Genomic DNA, 17,952 nt, shown 5'->3' with positions numbered 1-17,952 from the left:
GATGGGTTCCTTCCGAAGGCCGGGCAGGGTGCCCTGGGGTGCGGAGTGGATGGATCCAGCATGGCGGCCACAGCCACTTCTGGTGAGCGGATACCGGGCAATACGTCCTGGTCGGACAGCAACTGGACGATTGTGAACAAGTGAACTCATGGGCATGGGCGGCTGTAGCCGCGATCGGCGGGCAGGTACGTGGCCCATTCCTCGGAGGTCAGAGGATCACCTGTCGTGCGGCAGATCAGTGCAATCGCGTCGTCGACGTCCGTGGTCCAGATCCACGCTTTCCTCTCGTCGCCGCCGGCGACGAGGATCCGTGTACGCGGCTGGTAGTTGATCGGATACATCGCGCCGGTGCTCATCCGCAGCGTCGCGTAGACCGTGGGGGGATCCTCGCCGTGCAGGTTCCACAGCCACACCGAGCCGTCGCCGGCCGTCGCGGCCAGGGCCGTGCCGTCGGAGGGGAAGGCGAGGGAGAAAACGTAGCCGTGTGGGCCTGACAGGGGCTTCCCGACGGCTTTCAGATGGCTCGGGTCGCTGATGTCGTACAGGCGGACGGTGCTATCGGCCAGGCCGACGGCCAGCCGCGTGCTGTCGGGGTTGAATACGGCCGCGTAGACGTAGTGCCGGGCGGGTGTGAGGGGTTCGCCGAGCGGCCGTGGCGTCCTGGGATCGCTGACGTCCCAGAGGCGGACCGTCTTGTCTGCGCTCGCGGCCACCAGAAGCCGCCCGTTGCGGCTGAAGCCGACGTCGGTCACCATGCCGCCGAAGGTGCCGGCTGTAGCCACCCTCTGGGGATGGCCGGGTTTTCGAACGTCCCACAGGTGTACGGCTCCATCGCGTGCGCCGGTGGCAAGGACGGTGCTGTCCGGACTGAAGGCCAGGGTCTCCACCTGCAGGGGATGTGCTTTGAAGGGTGGTCCCAGGCGGGTCAGGGGGGCAGAGCCGTCATGTCTCCACAGTTGAACCTTTCCGGATCTGCCGTGTCCCTGGGCGAGCAGCCGGCCGTTGGGTGCGAAGGCGACCGTGCCGGAGAACCCGTCGGGGTTGGTCAGAAAAGGCCCGAGTCGACGGGGGCTCTGAAGGTTGCCGACGTCAAGGATCTGCAGGTCGCTGCTGCCCAGGGCCAAGGTCTTGCCGTCCGGGCTGAACCTTGCCGCGCTGACGGTGTACGTCATGCCCTCCAACTGCGGGGACGTCACAGGCCACAGGCGGGCGATGCCGTCGTTCGCCCCGGTGAAGACGCGTTTGCCGTCGGGGCTGAACTTGACCGAGGTCACCGGGGCAGGGTGCGGCAGCGTGGCCAGGGTGCGGCGGCTGGCGATGTCGACGAGCCGCAGCCCTTTGCTGCTGTCAGAACTGGCGATGGCCAGGGTGGCCGCGTCGGGGGAGAAAGCGATGGCGTTGATGTAAGAGGCGGCGCCTGCGATCGCCTTCCCTTGTGGGCGCAGACGACGTCCATCGTCTGTCGACCACAGATGGACCAGGTTGTCGGCGCCTCCGGCGGCGAGGAACTTGCCGTTCGGGCTGAAGGCCAACTGGCCGATCGCCTTCCTCGTGCCGGGAACGGCGATCGGGCCGCTGGGACGGGCAGGATCGCTGATGTTCCACAGCTGCACAGTTCCGTCGTCGCCCCCCACGGCGAGCTGCTCGCCGCCGGGATGGAACGACACGGACTTGGCCGGTGACTTTCTGCTGACCCTCAGGACCGTGTCCAGGGGTTTCACCGACGAACCTTTCAGCGCCCACAGACGCACGCTGCCGGGGGTACGCCCCTTCGCCGGCCGATCCGCGATGGCCGCTGCCATCAGCTGGCTGTCCGAACTGAAGGCCACGGAGTAGACCTTCACTCCGAGCGAGGTGAGGGAGGGCAGCGGGCGCGGAACGGCCGGGTCGTCGGTGTCCCACAGATGGATACTGCCATCGGCACAGGAAGCGACCAGCAGGCTTCCGTCCGGAGAGAACGTCAAGGCATAGATCTTCCGGCACACCGTACCGGCCCGGTACGGCAGCGCCCGGGGGTGGCCTGCGGCGGTCAGATCCCACAGCCGCACCGTGTCTTCTACCGCTGCCGCGGCAACCGAACCACCCGGGTGGATGCCCACCGCGTACATGATGCGGGCGTCCCTGGCGCCGACCATGCGCACCGCTGGAGGAAGCGCCGTTGCTTCGATGAGGGCGGATCGGGCCTCGGGGGTCGGCGAGATACGGTACGCGACCAGCGCGAGCTGGCGCGCGACGTTGACGTCCTTGAGCCGCACGATGCTCGACTGGCTCGCCAGCATCCGTGACTGAGCCTCATCGCGCTGTTCACGCAGGTCGTTGGCTTGATAGGACACCAGGCCCGCCAGTCCGCCCGCCAACAAGACCAGGACAGCCAGCACGACAGCCGTCGTCTTCAGCTGGCGCGCCTTTCTGTGCCACTGCCTGACGGACGCATCGATGAATTCGCCCGCCAGCGCGCTGACATCGCTCGGGTGGTTCGCCCGCCAGTCCCTCGCCTGCTGGAGCCGGGTCGCGGAGTACAGATCCGACCGGGGCCGTTTGGCCTTGTCCCAGGCCCGCGCATCGGCGGCGATCTGCTGGGCGACCAGGCGGCTTCCACGGTCGACGTCGAGCCACCTGCGCAGCTGGGGCCATGCCGCCATGAGCGCCTCATGCGTGATCTCTACGTCGACCTCGTCAACGGTCAACAGCCTGCCGGCCACGAAGCGGTCAAGTACCTCTTCCGCTTCGGCCCTGCTCTGCCCGATGTCATCGAGGAGTTCGCTCTGCGTTACCTGCCGGCGGGTAGCGGTTCCAGAAGGCGAGACATGCACGAGACTCAAGAACATTCTCCGTGCGTCAGCCTGCTGGTCCGCCGACAGGCTCGCGTAGATGCTCTCGGCGGTTTCCCGCAGCGCGCCCTCCACGCCGCCCACGGCCCGGTAGTTGGCTACCGTCATTTCTCTGCCGCTGCCACGCTGCCAGGTCATCTGCAGTGCGTGGGAGAGCAGGGGAAGGACCCCTGCTTGATGCGCGAACCTGCCCCCGCGCGCAGAGATCTCGCCGAGCACGGTCTCGACGAAGCCGGCTTCCGGATGGACGTTGAACGCCCGGGCCGGCCGTCCGACGATACTGGCCAGGTCTTCCTCGCTCATGGGTTCGACCACGACAGGCGGTCTTCCGCCCGTCAGGGTGCGCGGCGCATCGCGCAGGATCGCCGCGTCGAGAAAGTCCAGGCGAACAGCCAAGACCACAAGTGCGGCCGTGGGTGCCGACGCCATCAGGCGCAGCACGGCAAAGAACGCGTCGAGGGTTTCCTCGCTGCCGGGACCGTCCTCGGCGCTGACCAGGGCGCGTTCGAACTGGTCGATGATGATCACGACCCGGCCCTCTGTCTCCGGCCGTTCCTGGCCGCCCGCGTCCGCGCCGTGATACACGTCGGTGATCTGGCGCAGCAGGCACTGCACGGCCTTCGCTCCGCCGCGCAGGCGGTCGGCAGTCTCACCGGTGTCCGCGTTCAGGTAGGCGGCCGCAGATGCGGCCAGGCCGTTCAGCGGATCCGGCTCGCTGCTTTCCGAGATGACACTCAGCACTGGCCAGCCGGCGCTGCCGCGAAGTCGGTCCTCGCTCAAGGCGGGGACGAGGCCGGCGCGCAGAATCGATGATTTGCCCGATCCGGAAGCTCCCGTCAGCAGGAGAGCGCCGCCATCCGCCTGCAGGTCCCCGAGTTCGTCCAGCAGACGCTTGATGATCGCGTTCCGCCCGAAGAAGACCTGGGCGTATGCGGTGTCGTAGCTTTCCAGGCCGCGGTAGGGCTCGGCGATGAAAGGCGACGGGCGCGGCCGGGCCCGCAAGTTGCGGGCGCTGTGCAGCCATGCGTCCACATTGGCCTGATCGGCCACCCCGAAAGTCTGGAGCACGTGTACGAATGCCGGCTCGTTGCTTTCTCTGACGATGCCGCCCTTTTCCCAGTTCTCAATGGTCGAATGAGCAATGGGATGGACGGCCGCGCATGCCCTCGATGCCTGACGCAACGAAAACCTGGCATGTACGCGTAATCGGCGGAGAGTGTCCCCGAAAGCGTAGGGATCTTGAAACCCGCCGGGCGGCGGGGATATCTGCGGCAGTAGTTCGCTCACGGGTCTCCTCGTTGAGCACCACAAAGCAATGGGCGTGACTGTACTGGGTCATACGCACCTCTGGCATCGCACGAGCGTCCAATCTCTGTCCGATCCACCGGCCACCCCGGTCAACACCACGAGAACAAGCAGCTGTGGATCAGAAGCGAGGACGGAGAAACTGCGCAGAACACCGCGGCATGACCACGGTCATCCTCGTGCCGATCCTGCCGACGCCGCAGGCCGCCTGAGCCCTGTTGCGCACGCCGGCGCACCGTCCGACATCTGTCGCCCCGAAGCGCTCAGCCAGACGGCGACTGTCCGATCCGGCCGGCACCGTCGCTTGGACAGCCATCTCTCTCCTCGACGGACGCCGGCACCCATACGGTGGCCTGGTCCCGCAGTTACCGGCCGTCAGTTCCCGTCATCTGCAAGGAGAATCACGGTGGCCCCTCTCTCACCGGCGCCGGGCCGTTCCGGCTCCGCCCGCCCCACGCCGCCGGCCGACACCGTTACCTGGCCGCACGTCGCCAAAACACTCGGCATCCTGCTCTTCATCGGCTGGATGCTCACCCACGGATACAATTGGTACCTGACCCTCGCGATCACCAGCGGCGCCGTCACCATCGCCACAGGCCTGCCGCGAATTCCTGTGCTTTTGACGCGCATCGTGCAAACCCTCGGCACAGACCCGCATTGACTTGCTCCTCGGGCTGAAGCCCGAGGATTCTGGCCTTCTCGATCGTTGGTGTGCCGCTACGCGGCACGGGCTTGGGTCGGGAATCCGTGGCTTCCTGTTTCTTCGCGCTGTGCCGGGATTGCTCCTGGTCTCACCGGTGCTCCGCAGGCTGATACCGCCAGTCCGGCGGCCGTCTTCACGTTGATCGCGGCATTCCGGTAGCAACTGCGACGGTCGTACACCTGTCCGCATTCGTTTCAGAGGGATGCCGCCGAGCGTGGCCCTGGTCCGTGTCCGGCGACGGCTTGCGAAGGAAGACCGGCGCGCAGGACGTCTTCGTTGATCCCGGCCAGTGGATTCACCGGGTCCGCTACAAAGACTGCATGCGTGGCTCGAAGGGCCTGCTGCTGGCGGCGAAATGAGTCAGTCAGCGGGATCCCGACGTAGCCGACGGCCGTTCCGTCCGGAAGGCAAGGATCGGCGACGCCTTGGTCGGTGAGACACCAGGCATGCTCGAAACAGCTGAACGGTGCCGCTGACGGCACGAGGACATAGCCCTCCACGTATGTCCAGCCGGCGCGCTCGGCCCACTGGCTTGCCGTGCTGAAGCACTGTCCAGGACGCTGCAAGCCGTCGTGAACCCAGGGCGAGGGCTGCTGGTAGAAGCCGTGGTCGCTCACCAGTTGCGCGAAGCTGCGGTACGCCCAGGAGGCATCTCCTACCTGAAGCTTCGCGTACAGCGCCAGCCAGCGGCGCAGTTCCCGCGCCCGGGCGGGCGAGTCCATCCCGGTCCCGTCTGCGAAAGCCTTCGTCAAGATCGTCTCTCCCGCTAGCCGCGGCCCTGCCCAGCTCCGGGACGGACAGCCAGATCGCTGCGGATTCTGCCGATCTTGTCCATCAGGCGGGTGGCGTCGGCCCCGGGCTGATGGACGTCTGCCTGCCCGTGGTCGGCGGCCTCGGTGCCTGAGTCGAACAGCGCCACAGGCGAGTGGTACTGGGCGGCGGCGCGGAAGGTGGCCTCGTCAATCCAGCCCCGGAGCAAGGCCACCCGCAGGCCCAGCAGCTCTTCTCCGTGACAGCCGGCCCACCCCGCGCAGATCCGGCCCGGCGAGCCGGCATCGTTCTGGTGGCACTGGAAGAGAGCGGACGGCTGTTCAGCAGTGACAGCGTCGTACCGGCGCAGCTTCTCGTATTCCTCGTGCGTCCACACGCCGGGCGGCACGTCGCGGCGATACGGGCAGCTGTCGCACGGGCGCGGCGCGGGAGGACGCAGAGGCGGAGGCACCAGCCGAGTATTCCTCACGGCCAGCCGGCCATGTGGCGCTCCATCTCCCGCCACTGGCCGCGGCCCCGGGCGGCATGGTCATGAGCCTGCGATTGGCCCGGCCGGGTGCAGTTCGTGGCAAGGTTCCCGCGCTGCTGCAGCCCCGTACGGCTTGCCGACGCTGCCATCTTTCACCAGTGTCCGATGCCGGCGCAGCCGCCCGATCCGTTCGTGGCGAGCCCCGCGCTGCGGTTGCCTGCCAGCCCCAGTGACCTCCCGCAGGTACCGGTCGTTTAAGCGGACGTGGCGCGGCGCGGGCCGGGAGAGCGGACGTGGGGGAGGTCCTCACGGCTCTCGTCCTCGGCGAGAGCGGTTTCGGGCAGGCGACGGTAGCGGTGCAGCAGGACAGTCAACTGTTCGGGCTGTGGGTCGGCGGCTGCCACCAGGGCGGCGAGCAGTTCGGCGCGCGAGGTGCGTTCACCGGCCGCTGTGGCGGCACGGACCAGGATGTTCAGGTGCCGGTCGATGTCCTCGGGCCACTGCACAGAAGTCGTGCGGCGCTGCTGCTGACGGTGCAGCAACTCCATGGATCCTCCTTCGTGACAGTTGACCTATAACGAATATATATTGCGTCCATGGTGACGTTGCTGCAAGACCGTCTGACGGCCGCCGGCCAGGACGCGCCGCCGGGACGGGTGCGGGTGGCCGGCCGGGAGCTGCGCCCGACGCCGGTGTTCGACACCTACTGGCGGTTCGCGGCGGCCCGGCAGTCGGTCTACGAAGCCCGTCTGGAGGGCCGGGAACAGCCGTGGACCAATGACCCGATCCTTGCCCGGCACCGTTTCACCAACTGCTACCGGGCGGCGGACCGCGTCAGCCAGGCGCTGATCGCTGACGTGATCTACAGCGGGCCGCAGGCCTGGGAGGACGTGTTTTTCCGCACCCTGCTGTTCAAGATCTTCAACAAGGAGTCCACCTGGCGGCTGCTGAGCCGCGAGCTGGGCGAAGTGTGCTGGAGCGGCTATACGTTCGCGGCGTACGACCGGGTGCTGTCAGCGGCATTCGCGCGGGGGGAGCGACTGTATTCGGCTGCCTACATCGTTCCGCCTCCGCAGCTGGGGGAGGGCCGCAAGCATCGCAATCATCTGCGGCTACTGGAGATGATGATGACCAGCGGGGCGCCCGAGCGCGTCGCCGAGGCGGTGACGATGCAGGACGCCTACGAAGTGCTGCTGAGCTACCCGGCACTCGGCCCGTTCCTCGCCTACCAGTTCACCATCGACCTCAACTACGCGCCGCAGCTTGCGTTCTCGGAGATGGACTTCGTGGTGCCGGGTCCGGGAGCGCGCGACGGCATCCGTAAATGCTTCGGTTCGGCGGCCGACGGGATCGAAGCCGACGTCATCCGCTACATGGCCGCTTCCCAGGAGGAGCAGTTCGCCCGGCTGGGGCTGTCCTTCACGGGGCTCAAAGGCAGAGCGCTGCAACTGATCGACTGCCAGAACCTGTTCTGCGAGGTCGACAAGTACGCGAGGGTGGCCCACCCGGATATCGCCGGCATCAGCGGTCGCACCCGTATCAAGCAGGCCTACCGCCGGGACGCCGCCGCGGTGCGAGCCGCCTGGTTCCCCCCGAAATGGGGCCTGAACACCTAGGGTCCGTCGTCCCGCCCCCGGCCGGAACGGCTGCGGCTAGGCTCCCAGGCCGAACAGTGGTGTGGTCACAGCGTCCTGGAGGGCGCCGAGCTCCGACTTGGTGCAGTCCAGGCGGGCGCAGCCAGACATGACGCTCACCGTGCCGGGCGTGAGGCCGGCATGGCGGGCGACCCAGGCGCACAGATGTCCCAGGGCCAGGTAGTTTCCGTAGGCACGGTCGAACATGTAGTGGCTGCGGTAGTAGGCGGCGAGATGGACGGTGTTCGTGGCGCTGTCGAACTGGAAGGAACAGTGGCTCAGGCAGGGGAAGTCCCGGGGCTGCGTGTCCAGCGAGGCGGCCCGGATGACAGCCTCGGGTCCGGCGTCAGATGCGTCCGCCCCCTCCAGCATGCCTTCGTCGCCGTCCCCGACGTGGGCGGTGCCCGCCTCATAGACGGCGCTCCACTTCGCCGTGGTGCGCAGCTTGTTCAGGCGCCTGATCACGCGGGCGAGCTGGTCCACTGGCTCGGGCTTGTCGGGAGTGCCGGGGTAGGAGACGAGTCGGCCGAAGTAAGTGCCGTGAACGTTGCGCCGGACCTCCCTCTGCAGACGTGGGTAGAGGGCCCGGTAGCGTTCGCTGAGCTGCTCGTGCGTCGTACACGTGGCGGCGAGCGCCACCGGGAACAGTGTGTTGACGACCGTGTCGACGGGATACAGCGGCGGTGTGGTGCGAGCTGCGCGCAGCCGGTCCAGTTCCGCCCGCAGATGAGGATCCTCCTGCAGCGGGCGGGCGATCCGGACCATGGTGTGGAAGGCCTTCTTGCCGGGGATCTCCGACAGGCGGGTGCAGGCTTCCAGCCAGGCGCGGGAGATGTCGGGGGCGTCGACGGTGATCGTGTGCATCGGCTCGCTCCTTGATCGACAGTCGTCGGGGGGTGCGGCAGGGTGCGTTCACGCCCAGAAGGCGTCGGAGCCCTCGCGCCCTGGGGTGCGCCGCAGCGTCACCCGGAACACGTCGGCGGCGTGCGTTGTGGCGGTGACGCGAGTGTCGCCCGCCATGTCCTCGTCCACCCATGCGACGGCCCGCTGCCGGGGGACAAGGTCCGGCAGCGGCAGCTGGCTGCCGTCACCGGGCGGCACGGGCATCAGCCCGCAGGGCAGCGGGTCGAACACCGCCGAAGGGACGTCCAGCAGCAGGCAGTCACCGGCGGCCACGTGCAACAGCGCGTCGTGGGCGGCGGCGGTCAGGACGTGGGCGTGCGCATGCGGCCCGAGCGGCAGACCGCTGGTGAGGTCCGCCTTCAGCGACGCCGGAGAGTGCTTGAGCCACATGGCCTCAGCGGACCGGTCGATCATCTTCAGCCGGACCAGATGGCGGACCGTGGTGGCATACGGTGTGCCCAGCCACCGTGCCATCCGGTAGACGTCCACCGGGGATTCGGGGCGCCGCAGTCCGCACTGCGCCAGCGCGGCGCGAGCGGCAGGGCGCGGCATCAAAAACCACGAGGCGAAGGCCTCGGCCTCCTTCTCGTGCTGCGGCCAGCCCTCGCCCCAGCGCCCCGACGACTGCTCCTCGTGATCGATGCTGGTTCCGTGGCCCATCCGGTGATGACCCAACTCGTGGGCGACCGTGTGCCGCATCGCCACCTCTTCCAGGCCCGTGTTCAGCAGACACGCAGGCCCCCCGGCAGAGCGGTCCACGTACAGACCGAGCAGGCCGCCCAGTGCGCGCCCCACCACCTCCACCCCCGCGCTGCCCATGGCGGCGAAGACGTCGACGTACTCACCGCTTGCCGTCCCCAGAGCCGCATGGGCCTGGGCAGCCGCGATCATCGCCGCACCGTGTGCGTCGTTCCAGCTCACGCACGGCCCTTGGAGGCCGGGGACACCGCACTGGTCTGCTCTTCCTCGGCCTGGCGCCGGGCCTGCAGGTACTGGATGAACTTCGTCACCTCGATGCGGTCGCCTTCGCTGAGCGTCCGTCCCGTGCGGGGAAGGCCGGCCAACGCGTGTTCTCCAGCGTCGGCCGAGTCCTCCTCGTCCAGGAAGTAGGAGGCCGGCAGCCGGTAGAGCCGGGCGAGCTTTTGGAGCTCCATCACCTCCACTTTGCGCATGCCGCGCTCGATGTCGCTGACGGCCGAGCGCACGATGCCGGTGCGCTCGGCGACCTGCTGCTGGGACAGCCCGAGGTACTCGCGGGTGGCCTTCAGACGCTGGCCCAGTCGGATGCGCTGGTCGGCATCCTCGGCGGGGGAGGGGGCTTTGTCGTTCATGGCTGGTGCTCCTTGGCCTGCTGCATGGTGTCGTGCACGGTCTCGGCGAACGCCCACACCGAACGCAGGGAGCGCCCGGCTTCGGCATCGGCGGGAACACGGACACCGAAACGTTCCTCGACGCGCGCCAGTATCTCCATGACCAGCACGGAGTCGACCGGCAAGTCCGTTCCCCGGGCCGCCAGTTCCTCGTACACCTCTTCAACTGGCCTGTCCTGGTACTCGGCCAGGAGATCGATCACGATGTCCACGATCTCCTGAACGCTGTGTGACGGCATGCTCTGCTATCCCTCCCTTCACACAACTCCCGGACAGCCAGCCCGGCATGACTTACTGTAGAGCGATGTCGGGAAATCCGACAACCTTGTTGGAAGATCCTTCACGGGAGTGTGAGTGCATCTCGCCCGCTATCAGCAAGCAGCCCTCAAAACCCTGCAGCCTCCCGCCGACGGCACCGACCCCGTCCTCATACCGCTGCTCGGACTGGTCGGTGAAACCGGCTCCGTCGCCACCGCCTACAAAAAACGCCTACGGGACGGAGCCGACGCCAGCCCGTCCAAACAACAACTGCGCGAGGAACTCGGCGACGTCCTCTGGTACACCGCCACCCTCACCCACCTACTCGGCCTCGACCTCGAAGACGTCGCCGCCGCCAGCCTCGAAAAGACCAAAGACCGCTGGCGCGCCACCCCAGGCGACCAACGCCCCCGCTTCGACACCGACTACCCGACCCACGAACAACTGCCCCGACGCACCACCGTCACCTTCACCCCCACCCGCCACACCGACGGCCGCACCGTCATCAAACTGACCCGCGAAGACGGAACCCCCGCCGGCGACCCTCTGACCAGCGCCAGCCACATCGAAGACGACTACCGCTTCCACGACGCCTTCCACCTCGCCCACGCCACGGTCCTGGGATGGTCACCCGTCAGCCGCTTCCTGCTCGACCGCAAACGCCGCAGCCGTCCCGCCACCGACGAAGCCGAGGACGGCGGCCGCGCCATCGCCATCGAAGAAGGCATCACCGCACTGGTCTTCTCCTATGCCAGCCGCCACCAGTACTTCGAGAACCTCCGCCACGTCGACCACGAACTACTGATCACCATCGACCACATGACCGCCCACCTCGAAGTGAGCGTCCTGCGAGCCGCCGACTGGGAACACGCCATCATGACCGGCTACGCCGCCTGGCGGCAGCTGCGCAAACACGGCGGCGGACACCTCGAACTCGACCTCGACGCACAGACACTGACCTTCATCGAACCCTGACGGCGGTCCTTGCTGCACCAACCCGCACGCGACGCCCCTCCTGCATAGCGCGACCGTGCCAGAGCGTGGACGGCAGGCCAGGGGGCGTCGCACGCGGCCACCTTCCCGAGAACCTGGCAACCGCGGCGTCCTGGCGCGAGGAGAGCAATGGGCACGGAACAAGCAGAGACGAGACCATGCGGAACCGCACGACACGTCCCCACGGGACATCCTGTTTCCCAAGCTCGGACGCAGGCCACGCCCGCGACCGCAGCCCCGTTCCCGCACCGCGGGGCTCGAGCTCGTACGGCACGTGACGCGCAGCCGGGGCCGCGGAGGAAACCCGTGCCGCGGGATCCCATCTTTCCGCCGTTCGACAACACCACCCTCAAACCCGTGACCATCGTCGTCACCTCTGACGACGATCCTCAGTTCATGCGCTTGGCGTTGGCATCCCACCAGCCCCGCTACCACATCACCGTGCATCCCACTCCCCGCGGAGGAGACGCAGTTCACCTGGCTCACGACCTGATCCGGAGCTTGGGCAAGCACCTGCCGCTGCTCGACGACCAGAACAGCGGGATGTCGGTGTTCAGCGGCACATATGCCAGTTGGCGTATCGCCGCCGCCTGGTGCCTGGCCCTGAGCATCGACCGCCTGACTGTCTGCCGAGCCCATTTGCTCCGTCTGCCGAATTGGCAGCATCTGCTGGCATTCAGCGCCCGCACAGGTACCCATCTCACCCTGCTGTGCAATGGCCCGATCCCCCGAGAGGTGCTCCTACTGCTGAACGCTGTTGAGCATCGAATCCTGGACACTTCAGGTGCGGCAGCAGAGCACTGGCGAACGACCGCTGGTCTCGAAGAAATGGAAGGCCACCCCTGGTGGCAGCATCAGGCGGTATTTCCGCCACTCGACGACGAACCGTGGTTTCTGCCGCCGCCCCAGCCACGGCGCCGCCTGACGGCAAGGCACAGGTTCCAGCAAGCTCCGGCAGCACGAAGACCGCAGGAACCGGCCGTTGAGCACGGACACTGCGACATCACGGTGGTCGCAGACCGAATCCACACCCGCATCGCCCACCCCGTGTTCGCCGCGTGCGTTGCCATACATGCCCTCACCGGCCACCGACCCCATCAGATCCCGGCCTTCTACGAAGACGCCAGCATCCGATTTCCCTTCATCCCGCCCTGGGCAGCCCTCCTCGTGGACGCCGCTCGCTGCCTGCAAGACGTGGGAGGACCTCCCGGTATCTCCTCCAGTTTCCTTAGCGCCACCCAGGAAGACTCGGACATCAGCAAGGCACTCCTTGACTGCCGCCTCGTGACCACCTAAGGACGGTGTTCCCCTGCCGGCTACGCAGTCCCGGCCGGCACCCACGCCTCCCGTACCAGCTGCCTAGAGGCGCAACCCGCGAAAGGAATCTGAGCACGCGACGGCAGCGCCCCGGCCGATGCTGGCCGGCAGTTGCCCGCACGGCCCACTCTTCGTCCCTGCTCGCTTGCCATCGAGGCCTGGTTAGTGGACGTTGCGCAGCGGTGACTGCTTTGACGGTGGTGTTGTTCTCCTGAAAGCCACTGGCCGCGTGGCCGAAACTCAGGGTCCGGTAGATGCGTTGGCCGCATGCCAGGGTGCAGCGGCGGGTTCACGGTTTCACAGATGGCGTGGCGGTGCAGAGATCAGAAGGCGACTGGGTCGGTCAGGGGATGGCCTTCGCCGAGTGGCTGTGCCGCTACATGGTCGGCCAAGAGGCGACCGGCTGGGGCAGCGCTGTCTTCTATCCGGGTCCCGTTGACCTGGAGTTCCCGCGTGTAGGACCGGGCCAACGCACCGAGGTGACCGACGGGCCAGAGCGTGGAATGTGAGCAGCACACCAACCGAGACGGTCTTTAGGTACCGCAGTGTCTCGCGGTGAACCTATGCGGTCACAGCGCTAGGTAATACATCTAAATCGGTGCATTTTTCGTATATGTGGCAGGGGTCAAGCCTAGGTAAATGATCAACGCGGCCACACGTGTTGGATGGCTGAAACTCGCCCTTGCCGCGTGGCGATCCATCCGTTTATGCGCGCAATGAGTCTACTCAAACCAAGATATTTGCTATTTGTATTGAAATGCTCCTGTTGGCTGAATGGTCATCTCTCGCCAATCCGAGGCCGAATGCTCACAGTTTCCGCTCTTGACGTGCACAAGTAATGCTCAGTTAAAGTCCGATCACTTTTTGTCATAGATGTGGCTCCGGGGCGGGGACTCGTGGAGTCGGTAAGGCGGGGGGATGGGTGCGTTCATGCTGCCTGTTGGCGGCAGAGCTCTTCTTGTAGCGGTTGCGAGCATGGTCCTGGCGGGTGCGCTACAACCTGCTGCCGTTGCGGCTCCGGACGAGAAGGCGACGACCGGAGCCACGGGTGGACGGCAGGCATCCGTGGCAACACGAACCCTGCAGGGGGCCCAGAAGGCCGCCGAAGCAGGCGACACGAATGTCGAAGTGACCTCGCTTCGCAGTGAAGCGGGCGAGGTGTACGCCACACCGGAAGGCAACTTTGAGGCTGTCCAGCATCTGCGACCGGTACGCACGCGGGTAGACGGCGAGTGGAAATCGATCGACGACACCCTGGCCAAGCAGTCCGACGGCAGTGTGGCGCCCCGCGCCTCGGCCGTGGGCATGGAGTTCTCCGGAGGCGGAACGGATCCGCTGGTGACGCTCGAACGCACCGGCAAAAGGCTGTCGTTCTCATGGCCGACATCCCTTCCTGCTCCGACGCTGGACGGTGACACGGCCACCTACGCGAATGTCCTTCCGGACATCGACCTCAAGCTACGCGCGTCCACCGACGGCTTTTCGCAGCTGCTCGTCGTGAACAGCGCTGAGGCGGCGAAGAACCCGAAGCTGGCAGAACTCAAGATGGGTGTCGAATCTCCGGGGCTCGATCTGCAGAGCACCGCCGCCGGCGGGATCGAGGCTGTGGACGAAACAGCCGGCGGCGTCGTGTTCCAGGCCGCCCAACCCCTCATGTGGGACTCAGGGCAGGCAGAAGGAACGAAAACGCAGCTGGTCCGAGGTCCGCGGACGACAGCCGCAACGGCCGCGGACTCCGCGTCCGATGGCGACGAAGGCCCCGGGGACGGCGCGAACATCGCCCCGATCGGCGTCGAAGTGGAAAACAGCGGAACCGAGTTGAGGCTGACGCCGGACAAGGACCTGCTGACGGACCCCGCAACGACCTTCCCCGTCTACATCGACCCGCAGACCTACACCCCTAAAGCGGGGGAGTGGACCATGGTGTCGCGGTACTGGGCCAATACCCCTCAGTGGCGCTTCAACGACGCTTCCGACGCCGGCGTCGGCTACTGCGGCTGGGACTACTGCGCCCCCTACGACCTCAAGAGAGTGTTCTACCGGATCCCGACCGGCACCTTCAGCGGTAAGACGATCCTGAAGGCGACCTTCACCGCGCACGAGACGCACTCCGCCTCTTGCGACGCGCGATCGGTGCAGTTCTGGCGGACGAAGGGGATCACCTCGTCGACGACGTGGAACGACCAGCTGGCCAGCGGCTTTTGGATCGACAACATCGACTCTCGGTCAGTGGCCAAAGGGGCCTCCGGCTGCCCCGCCGGTGACGTGGAGTTCGACGCCACGGCAGGCGTGAAGTACGCAGCGTCGCACAACTCCTCCTACACGACGTTCGGGCTTCGGGCCGCCACGGAGGACGACAAGTACGGCTGGAAGCGGTTTTCGGACGACGCTTCCCTGCGCGTGACGTACAACCTGCCGCCCAAGCAGGTCGCAATGTCGCAGCTCACATCCACGCCCGGCACGACCTGCAGGAAGCCGGATAAGAAGGTCAGCATCCGGTCGCTCCCGAAGCTGGAAGCCAGCAGGGTGAAGGATCCTGACAACGACAAAGTGAGTGTGCAGTTCCAGCTCTGGTGGGACGCCGGCAGCGGCTTCAAGAGCCAGTGGACCTCGGACAAGATGACGCCGAAGAGCTCCACAGGGGATGGAGGGGATTTCAGCACGCAGCTGACGGAGACTCTGTCCAACAAGAAGACGATTCCCCAGAACAAGACACTGGCCTGGTACGTGCGGGCCATCGACTACGAAGACGGCAAGTACTACAGCTACTCCCCGTGGTCGGGGGCAGGATCGGCGACCGGCTGCTACTTCGTCTGGGACAAGAGTGTGCCCGAAGGGCCGAAGATCACCTCTGGAGACTATCCCGCAGAGGACGACAACAATCCGGACGACCCCGTCTACGACGGAGTCGGACGCTACGGCACCTTCACCATCGACGCCCCGAACCCTGACGTCACCAAGTACTGGTTCGGAGTCAACGAAGACCCCTCCGACGACAACGAGGTGTCCACCTCCGCAGGCGCCGCCCGGACCGTGAGCTTCCGGCCGACCAGAGCCGGCACGAACTTCGTGACCGCCCAGGCATTCGACGCCGCGGGCAACGGCAGCGAACCCGTCACCTACAAGTTCCGCGTAAAGACCGGCCAACCCACCCGCGCAGAGTGGAAACTCGACGAGGCGACCGGTACGCGCCAGGCAGCCGGAACGTCCGGGACACGCACACTCGACCTGAAGGGCACCCCGACACTCGGTGCGACAGGAGTCAAGGACACCGCGGTCTCTCTGGACGGCGTGGACGACTACCTAGTCTCGGAGATTCCAACAGTGGACACGTCCACCGGGTTCTCCGTGTCCGCCTGGGTGAAGCCGAGCAAAATCCCGGACGGTGCTGCCGTCATCGCAGCCCAGCCAGGGAACAACGCCCCGGGCTTCGAGCTGTACTACTCCAAGACGTACGACCGGTGGGCGTTCAACCAGTACACATCCGATACAGCGTCCGCGACGCCGGTCAGGGTCATGCAAGCGGCCGCCGGCGGAGTCAAGGCGGGAGAATGGGTCCTTCTCACCGGCACCTACAGCTCCTCAACCGACCTGTTGTCGTTGTACGTTGACGGCTCCCTCGCGGGATCTGCGGCATACTCCACGCCGTGGGATGCCCGGCGCGGTCTGCAGATCGGTGCCGGATCCTACGGCGGAGCGCCCGGCAGCTTCTTCCCCGGCACGATCGACGATGTCCGGATCTACGACAAGCCGCTGGCGGCAGGCGAAGTCATCAACCTCTTCAACAAGCAGCCGATCGGAACGGGCCGCCCGGCTCGCGCCGTGTTTCCCCTCGACGAGCCGCCCACCGATACGGACGGCAAGGCCACCACTGCGGTGTCCGGGCACGCCGACGTGAACCCCGCCGTGCTCAAGGGCGGTGCGAAACTCGGAGAAGCGGGCAGGGCGGGCAAAGCCCTGAGCCTGGACGGTGTCGACGACTACGCCACCACCACCCCGCACGTGAACAACCAGCGCAGCTTCTCCGTGGTCGCCTGGGCGAAGCTGCCCAAGACCAAACCCACCCACGCCGCCGTCATCGCCACCCAGACCAGCACCGTCAAGCCCGGCTTCGAGCTGTACTACTCACCCACCTACGGCTGGTCGTTCAACCAGTACTCGCAGGACAACGCGAACGGCACACCGATGCGAGCCGCCCAGGGCGACCCCGGGCTTGCTCCCGGCGGTGAGTGGACACAGGTGGCCGGAACCTACGACGCCGTGGACAACTACCTGCGGCTGTATGTCCAGGGCACCTACGTGTCACGGGTGAACTTCGATTCTCCGTTCTACGGCGGGGGCCCCGTACAGATCGGTGCCGGCAACTACAGTGGTGCTGCCGACAGCTTCTTCCCGGGCCAGATCTCGGACGTGCAACTCTACGACCGGGCCCTGTCCGCCGGGGAGATGGCCGACATGTTCGACAGCAGACCGACCGTGGAGGGCCGTTGGCGCCTAGACTCCTCATCTGGCAGCCCCGCCGTCTCCCCTGACGACCTGGCCCGCGAGGACCACACCACTCACCCGTTGACCCTGGGCAGCGGCGCGAAGGTCGATGTCACGGGCGGCAGCAACATGGTCGGCGACGGCGGACTGCTCCTCAACGGCACCAGCACCGGATACGCCCAGACCGGGCCCTCGGCCAGTCCCTCGCCGATCGACACCAGCCGCAGCTTCACCGTCTCAGCCTGGGCAACGGCCCCCGCGCGGCCCCAAAAGCCAGTCACCGTCATGAGCATGGCCGGGGCGAACCGCAACGGATTCGCGGTCCGCTACGTCCCCGACGAAAGCAGTCCGGCGACTGCCGGACGCTGGCAACTGGTGACGGTGAGCGCGGACTCGTCCACAGCACAGGTCTCCACGGCAGAGGACACCCTTTTCCAGAACACCGATGCGTGGAGCCACATCGCAGTCGTCTACGACGCCTACGCGGGACAGATGCGTCTCTACGTCGACGGAAACCTACAGGTCAGGCCCTGCCTCGATGACGATGATGACGGCGAGCCCGACGTTCCTACCTGCACCGAGCAGGTGTCCTGGGACTCGTCCGTCGTGCCCTTCGCCGCGGCCAAGGGCCTTCAGCTGGGCAGGCTGAAGACTGGCTCCAGCACGTGGGGCGAGTACTGGAGTGGAGCCATCGACGACGTCTGGGCCCTTCAGGGCGCAGCCAGCGACACCCAGATCGCAGCACTCGCTGACAGGAGCGGTACGGGTCTGTCCACCATCCCAGGCCCCTGAGTTTGGCCCGGTGGGGCCATCCGTTTACGGATGGCCCCACCGGCCGGCCAGCGACCAGGACTAGAAGTACATCCACAGCGGGACCCCACACGGCGGTGCGAGCAACACGTGCGTGGCGCAG

At 66.6% G+C, this 17,952-nt stretch carries 13 protein-coding genes; 5 read left to right on the top strand and 8 right to left on the bottom strand.

Annotated elements, in window-relative coordinates:
• Positions 1-146: 146 nt before the first annotated feature.
• Positions 147-4,118 carry a hypothetical protein gene (locus ABZT74_RS29315; RefSeq protein ID WP_356439642.1) on the bottom strand — a complete coding sequence of 1,324 codons (3,972 nt, stop codon included), beginning with the start codon at positions 4,116-4,118 and terminating at the stop codon, positions 147-149.
• 424 nt (positions 4,119-4,542) lie between these two features.
• Here ABZT74_RS29315 and ABZT74_RS29310 point away from each other — a divergent pair, with 424 nt between their 5' ends.
• Entirely contained in the window at positions 4,543-4,797 is a 255-nt protein-coding gene (locus ABZT74_RS29310) for a hypothetical protein (RefSeq protein WP_356439639.1), read from the top strand.
• Positions 4,798-5,033: 236 nt separating this feature from the next.
• Here the strand turns inward: ABZT74_RS29310 and ABZT74_RS29305 are convergent, their stop codons facing one another.
• The 3 genes from ABZT74_RS29305 to ABZT74_RS29295 form a co-directional block, all read right to left on the bottom strand.
• A complete protein-coding gene (locus ABZT74_RS29305) occupies positions 5,034-5,591 on the bottom strand; it encodes a hypothetical protein (protein WP_356439636.1) in 558 nt (185 codons plus the stop codon).
• A 14-nt stretch (positions 5,592-5,605) separates the two neighbouring features.
• Complete coding sequence (locus ABZT74_RS29300) at positions 5,606-6,061, bottom strand: DUF6283 family protein (RefSeq protein ID WP_356439633.1); 456 nt, start codon at positions 6,059-6,061, stop codon at positions 5,606-5,608.
• Between the two features lie 272 nt (positions 6,062-6,333).
• Positions 6,334-6,627 carry a hypothetical protein gene (locus tag ABZT74_RS29295; protein ID WP_356439630.1) on the bottom strand — a complete coding sequence of 98 codons (294 nt, stop codon included), beginning with the start codon at positions 6,625-6,627 and terminating at the stop codon, positions 6,334-6,336.
• 48 nt (positions 6,628-6,675) lie between these two features.
• Here ABZT74_RS29295 and ABZT74_RS29290 point away from each other — a divergent pair, with 48 nt between their 5' ends.
• Positions 6,676-7,695, top strand: a complete 1,020-nt coding sequence (locus tag ABZT74_RS29290) for a nucleotide kinase domain-containing protein (RefSeq protein WP_356439627.1) — start codon at positions 6,676-6,678, stop codon at positions 7,693-7,695.
• 36 nt (positions 7,696-7,731) lie between these two features.
• Here the strand turns inward: ABZT74_RS29290 and ABZT74_RS29285 are convergent, their stop codons facing one another.
• Genes ABZT74_RS29285 through ABZT74_RS29270 form a run of 4 tightly spaced genes read right to left on the bottom strand, consistent with a single transcriptional unit; the run spans position 7,732 to position 10,225 of the window.
• A complete protein-coding gene (locus ABZT74_RS29285) occupies positions 7,732-8,577 on the bottom strand; it encodes a hypothetical protein (RefSeq protein WP_356439624.1) in 846 nt (281 codons plus the stop codon).
• 48 nt (positions 8,578-8,625) lie between these two features.
• Positions 8,626-9,537, bottom strand: coding sequence for an ImmA/IrrE family metallo-endopeptidase (locus ABZT74_RS29280; protein ID WP_356439622.1), 912 nt, complete (start codon positions 9,535-9,537; stop codon positions 8,626-8,628).
• Complete coding sequence (locus ABZT74_RS29275) at positions 9,534-9,947, bottom strand: helix-turn-helix domain-containing protein (RefSeq protein WP_356439619.1); 414 nt, start codon at positions 9,945-9,947, stop codon at positions 9,534-9,536. Before ABZT74_RS29275 ends, ABZT74_RS29280 begins: the two co-directional genes overlap by 4 nt.
• Positions 9,944-10,225: an acyl carrier protein gene (locus ABZT74_RS29270; protein ID WP_356003095.1), complete on the bottom strand. Its 282-nt coding sequence runs from the start codon at positions 10,223-10,225 to the stop codon at positions 9,944-9,946. Before ABZT74_RS29270 ends, ABZT74_RS29275 begins: the two co-directional genes overlap by 4 nt.
• A gap of 115 nt (positions 10,226-10,340) precedes the next feature.
• On the opposite strand from ABZT74_RS29270, the gene ABZT74_RS29265 reads away from it, so the two are divergent.
• The 3 genes from ABZT74_RS29265 to ABZT74_RS29255 all read left to right on the top strand — a co-directional run bounded on the left by ABZT74_RS29265 (position 10,341) and on the right by ABZT74_RS29255 (position 17,831).
• Positions 10,341-11,219 carry a nucleoside triphosphate pyrophosphohydrolase family protein gene (locus ABZT74_RS29265; protein WP_356439615.1) on the top strand — a complete coding sequence of 293 codons (879 nt, stop codon included), beginning with the start codon at positions 10,341-10,343 and terminating at the stop codon, positions 11,217-11,219.
• A gap of 375 nt (positions 11,220-11,594) precedes the next feature.
• Positions 11,595-12,533, top strand: coding sequence for a hypothetical protein (locus tag ABZT74_RS29260; RefSeq protein ID WP_356439612.1), 939 nt, complete (start codon positions 11,595-11,597; stop codon positions 12,531-12,533).
• Positions 12,534-13,472: 939 nt separating this feature from the next.
• The gene (locus tag ABZT74_RS29255; protein ID WP_356439609.1) at positions 13,473-17,831 is read left to right on the top strand and encodes a LamG-like jellyroll fold domain-containing protein; all 4,359 of its coding nucleotides are present in this window, start codon (positions 13,473-13,475) and stop codon (positions 17,829-17,831) included.
• Positions 17,832-17,952: the final 121 nt, after the last annotated feature.

The organism is Streptomyces sp. NPDC005302 (assembly GCF_040607345.1).
Lineage (GTDB): Bacteria > Actinomycetota > Actinomycetes > Streptomycetales > Streptomycetaceae > Streptomyces.
This window is presented reverse-complemented; position numbering and strand designations above follow the sequence as displayed.

Coding starts and splice junctions, on each gene's coding strand:
- ABZT74_RS29290 (WP_356439627.1), top strand. CDS start 6,676: ATGGTGACGTTGCTGCAAGACCGTCTGACGGCCGCCGGCCAGGACGCG.
- ABZT74_RS29270 (WP_356003095.1), bottom strand. CDS start 10,225: ATGCCGTCACACAGCGTTCAGGAGATCGTGGACATCGTGATCGATCTC.
- ABZT74_RS29285 (WP_356439624.1), bottom strand. CDS start 8,577: ATGCACACGATCACCGTCGACGCCCCCGACATCTCCCGCGCCTGGCTG.
- ABZT74_RS29275 (WP_356439619.1), bottom strand. CDS start 9,947: ATGAACGACAAAGCCCCCTCCCCCGCCGAGGATGCCGACCAGCGCATC.
- ABZT74_RS29255 (WP_356439609.1), top strand. CDS start 13,473: ATGGGTGCGTTCATGCTGCCTGTTGGCGGCAGAGCTCTTCTTGTAGCG.
- ABZT74_RS29295 (WP_356439630.1), bottom strand. CDS start 6,627: ATGGAGTTGCTGCACCGTCAGCAGCAGCGCCGCACGACTTCTGTGCAG.